Raw genomic sequence first — 13310 nt, 5'->3', positions numbered from 1 at the left:
CGTCCCATGCCCTCTGCCGGATGACCCCGATGCGTCGCGTCCTTCTCGCCCTCGCCGTAACCGCCCTGGCCTCGGGCGCCCTGGTGGACGCCGCCAGCGCCCAGACCCGTTCGCGCGACCGCTCGGACCGCCAGCAGGACCGGCCCCAGCCGGACGATCCGCGCCAGCAGCGCGGCGAACGCCAGCTGCGCCCGCTGAACAACCGGGTCAACGCCGGCCCCTGCCCCTTCGTGAAGATTCTCTACGACGGCGCCCGCTACGTCGAGATCAGCGGCGATCAGCCCAGCCTTCAGTCGGTCGGCTTCACCGGCGAGATCGAGGGGGTGACCTCGGATTGCTCCTATCGCGACGAACAGCCGATCACCCTGGCCGTCAACACCCTGTTCAACCTGGGTCGCGGCCCGATGGCCCAGGGGAACAGCCATACCTACCGCTACTGGATCGCGGTGACCGAGCGGGACAAGGCCGTACTGGCCAAGGAATATTTCGACCTGCCGGTCAATTTCGAGGGCGGCCAGACCGCCTCGGTGACCCGGGAACAGACGATCACCATCCCGCGCGCCTCGGCCACCGTTTCGGGCGCGAATTTCGAGGTTCTGATCGGTTTTGAGGTCACCCCCGAAATGGCCGAGTTCAACCGTTCGGGCAGCCGCTTCCGCATCCAGGCCGGGCCGCCCCAGACCGGGACCGCCAGCGCCCAATGACCGCTCTCAGAACCGCCCTGGGCGAAGCGGTCACCGCCGCCTTCGCCGCCGAAGGCGTGGCGGGATCGAACGTCCGCGTCACCGCCTCCGACCGCCCCGACCTGGCGGATTTCCAGTCGAACGGCGCCCTGGCCGCCGCCAAGTCGGTGGGCGCCAATCCGCGCGACCTGGCCGCCCGTGTCGCGGCGCGCCTGGCCGGCGACCCGCGCCTGGCCTCGGTCGATGTGGCGGGACCCGGCTTCATCAATCTGAAGATGTCCGACGCGACCCTGGCCGCGCGGGCGGCCGAGGCGGCGGCCGACGCAGACCACGCCGGCGCCTCCGTCGTGGCTGTCCCGCGCAAGGTGCTGATCGACTACGCCGGCCCGAACGTGGCCAAGCCGATGCATGTCGGCCATCTGCGCAGCTCCATCATCGGCGAGAGCCTGAAGCGGCTGTTCCGCTTCCGCGGCGACACGGTCTGGGGCGACGCCCATTTCGGCGACTGGGGCTTCCAGATGGGGCTGCTGATCGTCGCCGCAGCCGACGAGGGCAAGGCTGACGCCTTCCTGGCCGAGGGCGACGGCCCCTTCCCGGCCGACAGTCCGGTGACCCTGGAAGACCTGGAGCGGCTGTATCCCCAGGCCGCCGCCAGGGCCAAGGAAGACCCCGCCTTCCGCGACCGCGCCCGCAAGGCGACAGCCGAGCTTCAGGCCGGACGCCCCGGCTATCGCGCCCTGTGGGCCCATTTCGTCGCCGTCAGCCGCACCGCGCTGGAGCGCGAGTTCGGCGCCCTGGGCGTGACCTTCGATCTGTGGAACGGCGAATCCGACGCCGATCCCCGCATGGCCGAAATGATCGCCCATCTGGAAAAGACCGGCCTGCTGGTCCAGGACGACGGCGCCCGGGTGGTCCACGTCGCCGGGCCGGGCGAGACCCGCAAGAAGAAGCTGGCCGACGGCACGGTGATCGAGGCGCCCAGCCCGCCGCCCCTGCTGGTCATCAGTTCCGAAGGCTCGGCCATGTACGGGACCACCGACCTGGCCACCATCCTGGACCGCAAGATCGCCATCGGCCCGGACCTGATCCTCTATGTCGTGGACGAGCGCCAGGCCGAGCATTTCGAACAGGTGTTCCGCGCCGCCCGCCTGGCCGGCTATGCGACCGACGGCATGCTGGAGCACCTGGGCTTCGGCACCATGAACGGGCCGGACGGCAAGCCCTTCAAGACCCGCGCCGGCGGGGTGCTGAAGCTGCACGACCTGATCACCATGGCGGTGGACAAGGCGCGCGAGCGTCTGCGCGAGGCCAAGCTGGGCGACGATCTGCCGCCCGAAGAGTTCGAGGCCATCGCCCACAAGGTGGCGGTCGCGGCGCTGAAATTCGCCGACCTGTCGAACGCCCGGACCACCAGCTATGTCTTCGACCTGGACCGGTTCATGTCGTTCGAGGGCAAGACCGGGCCGTATCTGCTGTACCAGGCCGTCCGCATCAAATCCCTGCTGCGCAAGGCGGTGGACCAGGGCCTGATCCCCGGCGCCATCGTCGTGGCCGAGCCGGCCGAGCGCGACCTGGCCCTGACCCTGGACGCCTTCGACCCGGCGGTCGCCGACGCCTATGACAAGCGGATGCCGCATCTGATCGCGGAACACGCCTATCGGCTGGCGCAGTCGTTCTCGAAATTCTACGCCGCCTGCCCGGTGCTGGTCGCGCCGGATGAAGCGACCCGCGCCTCGCGCCTGGCCCTGTCGAAGGCGGCGCTGGTCCAGCTTGAGATCGCCCTGGACCTGCTGGGGATCGAGACGCCGGACCGGATGTGATCCCTCGTCTCCTCCCCATTCCATGGGGAGGGGGACCGCGAAGCGGTGGAGGGGCTCTTCGTGACACGAAGACAAGACCCCCTCCGTCTCGGTCGCTTCGCGCCCGATCCACCTCCCCATCGCTACGCGACAGGGAGGAGACGTTTTGCCGCGCCTTGGTTAAGCTGGCGGCCGAGAGGAGAACGCCATGTCCCTTGACGCCTATATCGACGGCCTGCCCAAGGCCGAGCTGCATCTGCATATCGAGGGCAGTCTCGAGCCCGAACTGATGTTCGAACTGGCCCGGCGCAACGGCGTCTCCATTCCGTTCGACAGCGTCGAGGCCGTGCGGGCGGCCTATGACTTTTCGAACCTTCAGGACTTTCTCGACATCTATTACGCGGGCGCCGCGGTCCTGCTGACCCGGCGGGACTTCGAGGATCTGGCCTTCGCCTATTTCCAGCGCGCCGCCGCCGACAATGTGCGCCACGCCGAAATCTTCTTCGACCCCCAGACCCACACCGACCGGGGCGTGTCGATGGAGACCGTCATCGAGGGGCTGTGGGACGGCATGAAGCGCGCCGAGACCGAACTGGGTGTGACGTCCAAACTGATCCTGTGCTTCCTGCGCCATCTGGACGAGGACGCCGCCATGGGGACGCTGGAGGCCGCCCTGCCCTGGCGCGACCGGTTCGCGGGGGTAGGCCTGGATTCGTCGGAGGTCGGCCATCCGCCGTCGAAATTCCAGCGTGTCTTCGCCCGCGCCCGCGACCTGGGGTTCAAACTGTGCGCCCATGCGGGGGAAGAGGGGCCGCCCGCCTATGTGCATGAGGCGCTGGACCTGCTGCACATCGACCGCATGGACCACGGCAACCGCTCCATGGAGGACGAGGGGCTGATCCGGCGTCTGGCCAACGAACAGATGACCCTGACCGTCTGCCCCCTGTCGAACCTGAAACTGTGCGTCGTGCATGACCTGAAGGACCATCCGGTCCCCGAGATGCTGCGCCGGGGTCTGCACGTCACCCTGAACTCGGACGATCCGGCCTATTTCGGGGGCTATGTGAACGCCAACTACAAACAGCTGGCCTCGGCGGTCGGCCTGACCCGCGAACAGGTGACGCAGATCGCCAGGAACAGTTTCGAGGGCAGTTTCCTGACCGAGGCCGAAAAGGCCCGGCGCATCGCCGAGATCGACGCCTACGCCGGATAAGGGAAAGGCCCCGGCGAACCGGGGCCTCTCGATCCGGACGCCAGGGCGGGATCAGTCCTTCTTGGCGTCCTTCTGGCTGCCGACGCCGCCGTCCGACACGTCGCCGACGACCGGATTCTCGGCCCGGCTGCTGCGCCAGCTGTCGAAATCGGACGAGAATTTCTGGCGCCGTTCGTTGCGCCAGTCGTCATAGTCGCGGTCGAATTTCGACATCTGCTGCTCGCGCCAATGCAGATAGTCCGGCTCGTGGTCTGGCCGACCCATATCGCGGCCGGACCCCTGCCAGATCTGGGCGCCCGGCGCATACCCCTGGGCCTCGTAGTCGCGGCCCGAGCCATAGGTCCGGGCGGGACCCCTGCCCTGATCATGGTCGCGGCCATAGGCGCGGTTGACGCCATAGTCGCGGCCGAACTCGCCTCCGCGCGGGGCCTGTTCGAACCGGCCCGGACCCCGGCCCCAGGTCTCGCCCGAGCCATAGGACCGGGACGGTTCGTAGCCCTGGGCGCCATAGCCGTAGGCGTCCTGGGACGAACGCCCGCCCCAGTCGGCCCGGTCGCGATAGGCGCGGTCACGATAGGCGCTGGCGTCGTCGTCGCGGGCGTATTGCCCACCGCCCTGCGGACGATAGCCTTCGTTGCGCTGGAAATCGCGGTCGCCGGCCCAGCTGCGGCTCTCGTCGCGGCTGCGGTCGCGGTCGTTCCAGTTGATGTCGTCTTCGCGGCGGGCGCCTTCGGTCCAGCGCGTTCGGTGATCCTGGCGGTTCGGCATGTCCATCTCTCCTGCTCGGTCCCGACGGACGCCCCTGCGCCCATCGTCGATGACAGGCAAACGAACGCCCCCCGCCCGGCCGTTCCATACGCTGAAGGTTCGCGGTAGTGCCCTAGTTTGAATCTGGGTCATGAGTCGCCTAGAGGCGGCGGCCGAGGTTGAAGCGCCGGCCCAGGCAGATGTTGCACACCGACGTCCGGCCAGGCGCGACGTCCTCGCCCATCGCCCGTGCGTTTTCGAGGCCCGTCACTTGGGTCCATTCGCCGCTGCGTCCCACCTCGCCTCCGTGACCGGCACCCTTGCGGGCATGGGCGCAGGAGGCCTTGTGGATGCGAACGCTGTGCTGGGCGAAGTTGCGGTAGAGCCAGAGGGGCTCAGCCTGATCATCGGCAGGCGCCGGAACTTCATCGACAGCCGCAGGCGTGATGACCACGTCCTCGTTGAAGGTCAGCAGGCCTTCTTCGATAGCGCGGGCCTGATAGCGCGCGATCATGCGGACCACGAAGGCCGCGTCATAGAGTCGGGTGACAACACCCGCCTCCATGGCCGGAGTGACCTTCCGAGTTGAGCGGCGGTCTTGGGCTCCGGCCCGATCTGGACGATCATCAGCGGTTTGCCGATCCGATCGACGAGCCGCATCCCCAGGACATCCAGGCTGATGAAAAAGCCGGATTCAGCGCCCGCCTCCTCGATCAGAAGTCCGATGTCATTGTCCAGCGTCGGGGGCTCGCCGTCGGAACTGTGTGAAGCGACCCGGTTTAGCCGTTTGTCCGGATTGCCCCCTGGTTCTCGTATGGATCATCGAATCCTCGATCCACGGGAGCCAACCATGCGTATCCTCGAACTGTCCTGCCTGGTCGCCTTGACCTGCGCATTGACCGGCTGCGGCGAGCGCGAGACGCGCGTTCATGCCAATCCGGAGACCGGCGAGAACGTCACGCTCCGGACAGGGAGCGCCATCGCCGCGCCGAGAAACATGCCCGATTTCGCGCCGCTCTATCCGGGCGCACGGATCGAAAGCGTCCTGGAAGGAAACGGTTCGGCGGGTAACCGGGGCGGCATGGTGGCCTTCCGGACCGCCGACTCAACCGGTCGGGTGGCCGCCTTCTATCGGGACCGCCTGGATGCGTCCGGGCTCAGCGAACGCAACGACGCCGATATGAACGGCTCGCTGATCCTGACGGCCAGCGCCACGGGCGATGTTGATCGTGGCGTCCAGGTCACCATCGCGCCGACGGCGGACGCCCCAGGCAGCTATGTGACCATGACCTACAACCTCGGCGGAGGTTGACGGCCAGGCGGCCGAAGGACACCGTCGTTCCACAGACAGGCTTGGGGGCCAGGATGGATTGGGCCAGGATCGAAGCCGTTCTGGATGAAGCGCTGGACGTCGAACCGGTCGAACGCGACGCCCTCGTGCGGAACCGGCTGGGCGATGATCCCGCGCTGGAACGAGAAGCCCTGTCCCTGCTGGCGGCCGCCGAGACGTCCTCAGACTTTTTGACCATTCCCCCGGCGTCGCCTGTGACGGAGTTCGAATCCGGCGCGCGCTTCGGCGCCTGGCGCATCACCGCTCCCCTTGGCGTCGGCGGCATGGGCGAGGTCTATCTGGTCGAACGGGCCGACGGCGAATACCGCCAGCAGGCGGCGCTGAAGCTGATGCGTCCCCTTCCGACCGCCTATTGGAGCCGGTTTCAGGCCGAGCGACAGATTCTGGCGGAGTTGGAGCACCCGGGCGTCGCGCGCCTTCTCGATGGGGGACTCAGCGCCGACGGACGCCCCTTCATGGTGCTGGAGTATGTCGATGGGGCGCCCATCGACATCTGGGCGGCTCGAAACGGAGCAGACATCCGGCGCAAGGTCGCGCTGATCCTGGAGACCTGTGAGGCCACGGCCCATGCGAACGCAAAGCTGATCGTCCACCGGGACATCAAGCCGTCCAACATCCTGGTGACTGAGGATGGACGCGCGCGGCTGATTGATTTCGGCGTCGCGCGCCTTCTGGCGCCTGCTGTCGGCGCATGGACCGAAACGCCCGTCTCGATCGAGTATGCGGCGCCGGAACTGCTGGAAGGCGCCGCCGCGACGGTGATGACCGACGTCTATGGCCTGGCCGCGACCCTGTATGAACTGCTGAGCGGCCGCGCCCCGATCAGGGTGGATGGGGAGCCGATCGCTCTGGCGGTGCGAAAGGTCGCCGATGAGGTTCCGCCCCGGTTGGCCTCTCAGGTTACAGCGGGGTTCGGACAGAAGGCCCTGATCCACGACCTCGACGCCATCCTCGCCAAGGCCCTTCGCAAGGAACCGGCCGCCCGATACGCGACCGTCGACGCTTTCGCCGCCGATCTGCGGGACGCGCTCGAAGGCAGGCCTGTGGCGGCGCGGGCGGGCGAGCGGGGCTATGCGATGAGACGTTTCGTGCGCCGCCGTCGCTGGCCCATCGCGGCGGCGGCGGCGGTCATGCTCAGTCTGACCGGTGGCCTGGGGCTGGCGCTCGATCAGGCCCAGCGGGCCGAGCGCGAGCGCGACGCCGCCCTGCGCGAACAGGCGCGGATGGAAGCGGTTCAGCAGTATCTCTATTTCATGCTGCGCAACGCCGCCGAAACCGGCGGCGCCGATCCGAACGCCGAGCAGATTCTCGACAACGCCGCCGCCCAGGTCCTGGCGCAGTTCGAGGCGGACCCGGCCAGGGGCGGACCAGTCGTCCGGTCGCTCGGCGAACTCTACTTCTATCTGAACGACTACGAGGCCGCCGAGCCGCTTTTGACCCGTCTGATGACGGCGCGGGGCGTCGATCCCGCCATCGTGGCCTCGGCCGCGTATGACCTGGCCCAGGTGAAGCTGAGGCAGTCTGATCCGGACGCCGCCGCCCGCTTCCTGGCCCAGGCCCAGAGGTTCTGGGCAGCCGATCCCGAACGCTGGCGGTCCCAGTTGGTCGACAGCCGCCTGGGAGAGGCCCGATTGCTACGCGACCAGGGCAAGGTCGAGGAGGCCGTCGCCCTGTTGCAGGCCAACCTGCCCGCCCGCCTCGCCATCAGCGGGGTCAACCATCGGGACACCGGCGCCCACTATAACGACCTGGGCGTCATGCTGGCGGCGGCGGGGCGGAACGACGAGGCGATTCCGATGTTCCGCTCGGCGTTGGGCGTGTGGGAGGCCACCGGTCTCTCGCAGGGGCCGGACGCCCTGAACACCCTGAACAATCTGGCGGCGCTTGAGGTGCTGTCGGGTCGCCCGGATCGGGCGGAGCCGCTGTTCGCCCAGGCGGTGGAGGTTCGGCGGCGGATGTATGGAGCCTCTGCGGCGACGGCGGCCCTGATCAGCAACTATGGCAAGACGCTGCTGCTGCTCGACCGGCCCAGGGAGGCGGTCCCCCTGCTGCAAGAGGCCGTCGCCATGGCGCGGGAACATGCGGGCGTGGGCAGCCTGCATTATGCATCGGCCCTGGCGGGACTCAGCGAGGCGCAACTGAAGTCGGGCGCTCTCGACCAGGCGGCGCGGCTCAGCGAGCAGGGCCTGGCCGAGGTCCGGGCCGAACTGGGCGCCGCACATCCCGCATCGGCCATCGTGGCGATCTCTCTGGGCCGGGTGCGCGCCGCCCAGGGGCGCCGTGTCGAAGCCGGGAGGTTGCTGGATGAAGCGGAAGCCGTTCTGACCGCGCTGGGACCGGCCGGCGCGTCGCAGATCAGGGCGATCAATCAGATCAGGACGGAATACCGGCTTCGCTGAACCTTGCGTTCAACGCGCTGTCGTCGCCGTTCAGTTCGCGAAACAGCCAGGCTCGCGCCTTGACCCAGTCGCGTCGGACCGTGCGGTCCGTGACTCCCATGACCCTGGCGGTCTGCTCGTCGCTGTAGCCCGCGAAGAAACGGAACTCGATCACCTGCGCCAGGCGGGGATTCAGCCGCGAAAGCCGCCCCAGGGCCTCGTCCAGCTCGACCAGCCGCGCATCGCTTTCCCAGAAGGGTTCGATGTCGTCGGTCAGCGCATCGACCTTGCCGTTTCCCCGTTTGGCGGCCAGGCGGGCGCGGGCGTGATCGACCAGCACATGACGCATGGCCAGGGCGGCGGCATGGAGGAAATGGCCGTCGTCCAGCCAGTCCTCGCTACGGCGCAGCCTGAGCCAGGCCTCGCTGATCAGAGCGGTGGTCCGCAGCGTCTCGCCGGCCTTGACCCGAAATCGCTCGCGCTTGGCGATCTTGCGCAGTTCGCCCCACAGTTCAGAGGCGAGACGATCGGCGGCGCCCCGCACGGGTTCCGGTGCGATGGCATAAGACGTCTCGATCGGAACCGCACTCATGTCGTCACCCCAAGCCTCGCAGCAGCCTGAAGCATATTACGGGGAATGGGCTGTCGCGCCAGCAGGGCTTTCGATCAGCCCTTCTCGTCCGCATAGTTGAGCTGCACGATCATATCGGGTTCAGACTTGTCGATGATGTTGATCGACAGGCTGGACCTTCCGTCCGCGGTCCTGCCCTCGAACCGGGTTTCGATATAGTCACGCACGGGGTGAACCGTGGCCTCCGTGACCGTCATGCCGTGCCGTTCGAGCGAAGCGCGGTGAAAGGCCACCACATCGGCGAGCGGCCCCGGCGCGCTATACATCACCATGCCGCCCGCGCGCTGGTCGTTGCTGAACCTCATGCCGGTCAGGTATCGCCCACCCTCTCGCGTTTCGACATAGTCGGGCAGGCCGTCACGGGGGATAGGACGACCAGCGGCTGCGGACCCGAGGGTTTCGGCAATGCCCGATGCAGCAGCCTCGGCCGCGCTCGGCGACGACGGCGCGGCATCGCCATCCATAGTCCCGGACGGTTGGCCACAGCCTGCAAGCAGGACCAGGGAGGCAAGTGTGACCAAGGCGGGTCCAAAAGGTTTCAGGGTCATGTCTTTCTCTCGACGCGGAACTGGTTGAACTCGGAAAAGGGTTTCTGGCCGGAGGTTAGTCAGGCGCCCGGGTCAGAATTACAGGCACCCCTTCGGTCTCGCCGGGCGCGAAGTAGGTCCCGTTCAGCGGGCCGGCGGCAGGCTCGATTTTGAACACCAGTCGGTGATCCTGCCCGTCGGCGCCGGGAGCGAAGATAAGTGTCGCCAGGGTGTCGATCACCTCGCCCCTGATGTCCGCCGACACGCCGTCGAACTCGCACGTCTCGGCCCCCGCTTGCACCGGCGGCAGGTCGATGCCGCAGAACGGCTGATAGAGGACATAGCTGCCCTCGATCAGCGGCCTATCGTGGATCGCATGGACCAGCATGATGGCTGCGTCCGACGGATCGTTCGGGCGGGTCACGCGCCAGTTGCCCTGTAGCGGCCCTGCCGGGGTCAGGGCCGCAGCGTCCTCGCCCATGCCTGGATCGGGGTCGGGATCGACGGCAACCTGGAATGGGGCGGTGTCCTGCCCGGACACGCTGGAGTCCTGGGCCGAACAGCCGCCCGCCGCCATCAACAGGAACGCAACGGCCACGAGGGCCCGGCTCATCTTCCCGGTACGTCCAGAGTGCGCTGAGACGGGCGTCGTCTCAGCCTTCCTTGATCTCTCCAACATCAGGATCGCCCCATGATGTTGCAGATCATCTGTTCGGTGAAGGTCCAGTTCTCCAGCAGTTGGCCCCGAATCTCGGACCGTTGCGCCGAAGAGAGCCCGGAGACCTGTCCGTAGGTTTCCTGGAACCAGGCGTCAAACTCGCCACGCGTGATGGTGCAGGTTCCGGTCGCCCCTGTCGACACGCCGGGACTGCCGCCCTCGCTACGGGAAGGCGGCTCGTCCTGCCCTTCATCACGCCGCATATCGGCCACGGCATCGCGCAGGGCGTCGGCAATGTCCCCGGTGCTCATACCGGCGCGCGCCAGACCGATGAAAAAGTCGGTGGGCAGCATGGCCGACGGATCCTCCGGCGCCTGCTTGTCGCCCGCCGGTTCGTCGTGGACGATCCCCATGCAGAACTGGCCTTCGATCCGCCCCCGGAAGATCGCATCGACATTCTGGCTGCCTCGGCTGAAGTCGGCCGAGAAACTGCCCATCACAGCGCCTTCGTTCCTGGACGTGATGGTGACCTGGACCGCGTCGGTTTCGACTCGGACGCCGGGCGAGACCCCGTATTGCGCCAGAGCGACATAGGCGGGCTCGTACCATTCGGCCGCGACCTCGGCGCCTGCGACCGGGCCTATATGATCCAGCGCCAAGGTCGGCATAGCCAGTTCAACGCGCAATGACCGCATCATCGCCTGACCCATCTCTGCGGTGCGGGGACCACCGAGAACCGGTCTGCCTGCGGCTCCGATCGCGGCCTGCTCACCATCCTCATTCTCCCGCGAGACCGCCATCAAGCTCGCCGTGTCGAGCGAGTCGTTCACCATGCGGACGACATCGGCGTTCTTGATCAGGACCAGAGTTGTCTTTTCCGAACCAATCTCCACCGGCACAATGGGCAGTTGCTCCGGTCCTCTCGGCGCGACCGACGGCGGGACATGGACCGGGGGCCCCTCCGCCCTTTCCACCGGCGGCGGATGATAGCTGGGCTGGCCCGTCGAACTGGCGACTTGAAGGCTGACCGTGACGCGGATTCGCACCGGTCTGGTGGTCGATGGGTCGGGCGCAACATTGATAAAGGACAACACGGTCTCGTTATTGACCTTGCTTCGGTTCAACGGCGTGGCCTTTACGCTGCTCCAACGACGAACCCTGCCGTGGCGCCCGGGCTGGGAGTGTCCGTTGGCCAGGCATTGGCCGCGCAAGCCGACATGGATGTTGTCGATGGGGTTGGATTGACCGCTGCCGTCCAGAACCGAAACGCTGATGGTGACCGGCGCATATTCATCGCCCGCGACGCTGAACACTGGCGGCGTCTCGAACCGGATCGCCTTGGCCGCCAGCGGCAGGATTGTCAGATCGACGGTAATGTCCTTGTTGGGTGTCAGCTCATGTTTGTCGACGCCGTCCATGAACAAACAGTCGAGCCACTTCTGATGGGCCAGATAGCCAGACCGGCTCTTGACCACCTGATCGGGCCACTCGACGAAGTGGGCGATGAAGGCCGGGAAGGCGCGATGCAGCCCCGTCGCGCCCCATGTGGGGTGGTGGTCCCGCAGAAAGTCGTCCAGGGCGGGGATGCCCGTATCGACCCACTCGGAGTTGGCTCGGGCCTTGTTGATGTGCGTCCCCACGATCTGAATCGTTCGCAGGACGGGAAACAGCTCGAATGCACCGGGTCGTGTGCCGCCTCCGTCAAGTTTGACCGGCGCTTCTTCCTTGTAGAGGAAGCGCCAGAAACTGGACGTGAAATAGGTAGCGTTGTAGTTCCAAAAGTCGTCAGCGGCCTCGGCCGCGTCCGCCGCATCTGCGGGAGTCGGCAGCCCTGCACTGACCCAAACCGGCATCCGCCGTGGAACACCTTTCAGCGTCAGCGGGTAGTCATAGGGCCGTGCGCCGATGTTCTTGGTGTGGCTCCGCGCGCCGTGTTTGAGCGTGTTCTCCGGAACATAGCCCAGCGTTTGAAAGGCGTACTGCGGCGCTGAATCTGTGCTGCCTTCCGACCACCATTTGTTGACACCCTCGAGGATGCCATCCTTCGGCCCGTCTGTGATCACCATATATTGGTCGATCGCGTGGACCATCTCATGGGCGATCGTGATCTTGCTGGAAAATGGATGATCCGCATACGGCGCGAAATACTCCAGCGAGTTCAGCATCAGGTGCGTCCCTTCGGGGACGATCGCGGCGCCGGCGGGTGTTGCGCCTTCGACGGGATCGGCGGCAAGGGCCAGGCCGGTGGCCCCGGCCGCATGCTCCATGTTGCTGAGCACGAAGACGTAGAACTTTCCGTCGGCGATCGGCAGTTTGGGCGCCGCCATTCCCAGCTTCTGGAAGTAGACAGCCGCCGTGTTCAGCGCCTGTTTGGCGTCAGCCAGTTGCTCGTAGGTCAGTTGGACGCCGCGAGAGTTCCTTTCGGCCGCAGTAGCGCTCGCGGGGACAGGATGGGGCCTGACCTTGCCTTCGTACTGCATGTCGACAAAGTCGATAACCTCGAACCAGGCCCCGCCGCGACGATTCCATATCTCATCGGCTGTTCTGCGATTCCAGGTCAGTCCAGCCAAGGTCGCCATCAGCCCAGCGAGGGCCGTTTCCGGATCCTGAGCCGCGCTTGCCTGTTCGGGCCGACTGGCGACGTAGGCTGCGGCAGTAGCCAGAAGCGCCCGGCGTGATAGTTGAGTCACGAGGCTGTCTCTCTTTAGGGCATCTGGGCGACGACGGCGGCCGCGATGACCGGGTCACGGCGTACGAAGGCGCCGTTCCAGCGGTCGAGGGGCGCGCCTTCGCAATGGCCGTAGAAGCCGATGAAGTCGTTGCTGTCGCGTGCGAAATTGAACTGGATCCGTCCCCAGAAGCGGGTTCCGTTCCGGGGCTCGTCGCACGGCTGCGCGCCTGTTGGAGCGTACCAGAAACCCTCAAGCCGATCGTGTCCGGCCACGGGGTCGTCGGCAGGCTGGACCACGCCGTCGAAGGTTCCGGCACCGGCCCCATCGGTCTCCTGCCCTGAATAACGACCCGCGGCGCCTTCGGTGTCGTAGCGGTCGATGATCATTTGACCGAAGTCGGTGTCGTAGACCCGGCCGATCATCTCGGGGCGGTAGTCGAGGCGGTAGCGGTGTCCCGGCGGCGGCGCCTCACCCTCGACTGTCGGCGAGGATGAAGCAGCTTCAGGCGCCCCCTCTTGCTGTCCGGCGGCGCCCTCTCGGCTACAGGCGCCAACGAGAAGCAAAGGGGCCACGGCAACCAGCACGACGAATTTGTATCTCATGGTTCAATCCTTTCTTCCGAACTTGAACCAGGGCGGCGCGAAGCCGCAG

General features: G+C 66.7%; 13 protein-coding genes. 6 read left to right on the top strand and 7 right to left on the bottom strand.

Annotation, left to right across the window (positions count from 1 at the left end):
- Nucleotides 1-29: 29 nt before the first annotated feature.
- From KF910_RS09280 to KF910_RS09270, 3 genes are all read left to right on the top strand, one after another.
- Nucleotides 30-704 (top strand): Tat pathway signal sequence domain protein, encoded by a 675-nt coding sequence (locus tag KF910_RS09280; protein ID WP_292260991.1) that lies wholly within the window; start codon nucleotides 30-32, stop codon nucleotides 702-704.
- Complete coding sequence (argS, locus tag KF910_RS09275; protein WP_292260989.1) at nucleotides 701-2503, top strand: arginine--tRNA ligase; 1803 nt, start codon at nucleotides 701-703, stop codon at nucleotides 2501-2503. The genes KF910_RS09280 and argS overlap by 4 nt, the downstream gene beginning before the upstream one ends.
- Nucleotides 2504-2690: 187 nt before the next feature.
- Nucleotides 2691-3695, top strand: a complete 1005-nt coding sequence (locus KF910_RS09270) for an adenosine deaminase (protein WP_292260987.1) — start codon at nucleotides 2691-2693, stop codon at nucleotides 3693-3695.
- Between the two features lie 51 nt (nucleotides 3696-3746).
- Here KF910_RS09270 and KF910_RS09265 read toward each other — a convergent pair whose 3' ends face one another.
- Together KF910_RS09265 and KF910_RS09260 are read right to left on the bottom strand one after the other, a co-directional pair.
- Nucleotides 3747-4463 carry a hypothetical protein gene (locus KF910_RS09265; protein WP_292260985.1) on the bottom strand — a complete coding sequence of 239 codons (717 nt, stop codon included), beginning with the start codon at nucleotides 4461-4463 and terminating at the stop codon, nucleotides 3747-3749.
- 139 nt (nucleotides 4464-4602) lie between these two features.
- Nucleotides 4603-5007 carry a hypothetical protein gene (locus KF910_RS09260; protein ID WP_292260982.1) on the bottom strand — a complete coding sequence of 135 codons (405 nt, stop codon included), beginning with the start codon at nucleotides 5005-5007 and terminating at the stop codon, nucleotides 4603-4605.
- A gap of 20 nt (nucleotides 5008-5027) precedes the next feature.
- Here KF910_RS09260 and KF910_RS09255 point away from each other — a divergent pair, with 20 nt between their 5' ends.
- From KF910_RS09255 to KF910_RS09245, 3 genes are all read left to right on the top strand, one after another.
- Entirely contained in the window at nucleotides 5028-5210 is a 183-nt protein-coding gene (locus tag KF910_RS09255; RefSeq protein WP_292260980.1) for a hypothetical protein, read from the top strand.
- A gap of 82 nt (nucleotides 5211-5292) precedes the next feature.
- A complete protein-coding gene (locus KF910_RS09250; RefSeq protein ID WP_292260978.1) occupies nucleotides 5293-5754 on the top strand; it encodes a hypothetical protein in 462 nt (153 codons plus the stop codon).
- A 53-nt stretch (nucleotides 5755-5807) separates the two neighbouring features.
- Nucleotides 5808-8192 (top strand): serine/threonine-protein kinase, encoded by a 2385-nt coding sequence (locus KF910_RS09245; RefSeq protein WP_292260975.1) that lies wholly within the window; start codon nucleotides 5808-5810, stop codon nucleotides 8190-8192.
- Here KF910_RS09245 and KF910_RS09240 read toward each other — a convergent pair.
- The 5 genes from KF910_RS09240 to KF910_RS09220 all read right to left on the bottom strand — a co-directional run bounded on the left by KF910_RS09240 (nucleotide 8167) and on the right by KF910_RS09220 (nucleotide 13261).
- Complete coding sequence (locus KF910_RS09240) at nucleotides 8167-8763, bottom strand: ECF-type sigma factor (protein ID WP_292260972.1); 597 nt, start codon at nucleotides 8761-8763, stop codon at nucleotides 8167-8169. The two genes, KF910_RS09245 and KF910_RS09240, sit on opposite strands and share 26 nt — an antisense overlap.
- A gap of 74 nt (nucleotides 8764-8837) precedes the next feature.
- Nucleotides 8838-9350 carry a hypothetical protein gene (locus KF910_RS09235; protein WP_292260969.1) on the bottom strand — a complete coding sequence of 171 codons (513 nt, stop codon included), beginning with the start codon at nucleotides 9348-9350 and terminating at the stop codon, nucleotides 8838-8840.
- A gap of 55 nt (nucleotides 9351-9405) precedes the next feature.
- Nucleotides 9406-9942, bottom strand: coding sequence for a hypothetical protein (locus KF910_RS09230; RefSeq protein WP_292260966.1), 537 nt, complete (start codon nucleotides 9940-9942; stop codon nucleotides 9406-9408).
- A 65-nt stretch (nucleotides 9943-10007) separates the two neighbouring features.
- A complete protein-coding gene (locus tag KF910_RS09225) occupies nucleotides 10008-12557 on the bottom strand; it encodes a hypothetical protein (RefSeq protein ID WP_292260963.1) in 2550 nt (849 codons plus the stop codon).
- A gap of 134 nt (nucleotides 12558-12691) precedes the next feature.
- A complete protein-coding gene (locus KF910_RS09220) occupies nucleotides 12692-13261 on the bottom strand; it encodes a hypothetical protein (protein WP_292260961.1) in 570 nt (189 codons plus the stop codon).
- Between the last annotated feature and the right edge of the window lie 49 nt (nucleotides 13262-13310).

This window comes from Brevundimonas sp. (assembly GCF_019636155.1).
In the GTDB taxonomy this organism is placed as follows: Bacteria; Pseudomonadota; Alphaproteobacteria; order Caulobacterales; family Caulobacteraceae; genus Brevundimonas.
The sequence above is the reverse complement of the archived record's forward strand: the minus strand, read 5'-3'. Positions and strand labels throughout refer to the sequence as shown.

Coding starts and splice junctions, on each gene's coding strand:
- KF910_RS09230 (WP_292260966.1), bottom strand. CDS start 9,942: ATGAGCCGGGCCCTCGTGGCCGTTGCGTTCCTGTTGATGGCGGCGGGC.
- KF910_RS09260 (WP_292260982.1), bottom strand. CDS start 5,007: ATGGAGGCGGGTGTTGTCACCCGACTCTATGACGCGGCCTTCGTGGTC.
- KF910_RS09265 (WP_292260985.1), bottom strand. CDS start 4,463: ATGCCGAACCGCCAGGATCACCGAACGCGCTGGACCGAAGGCGCCCGC.
- KF910_RS09270 (WP_292260987.1), top strand. CDS start 2,691: ATGTCCCTTGACGCCTATATCGACGGCCTGCCCAAGGCCGAGCTGCAT.
- KF910_RS09235 (WP_292260969.1), bottom strand. CDS start 9,350: ATGACCCTGAAACCTTTTGGACCCGCCTTGGTCACACTTGCCTCCCTG.
- KF910_RS09250 (WP_292260978.1), top strand. CDS start 5,293: ATGCGTATCCTCGAACTGTCCTGCCTGGTCGCCTTGACCTGCGCATTG.
- KF910_RS09280 (WP_292260991.1), top strand. CDS start 30: ATGCGTCGCGTCCTTCTCGCCCTCGCCGTAACCGCCCTGGCCTCGGGC.
- KF910_RS09220 (WP_292260961.1), bottom strand. CDS start 13,261: ATGAGATACAAATTCGTCGTGCTGGTTGCCGTGGCCCCTTTGCTTCTC.
- KF910_RS09245 (WP_292260975.1), top strand. CDS start 5,808: ATGGATTGGGCCAGGATCGAAGCCGTTCTGGATGAAGCGCTGGACGTC.
- argS (WP_292260989.1), top strand. CDS start 701: ATGACCGCTCTCAGAACCGCCCTGGGCGAAGCGGTCACCGCCGCCTTC.
- KF910_RS09240 (WP_292260972.1), bottom strand. CDS start 8,763: ATGAGTGCGGTTCCGATCGAGACGTCTTATGCCATCGCACCGGAACCC.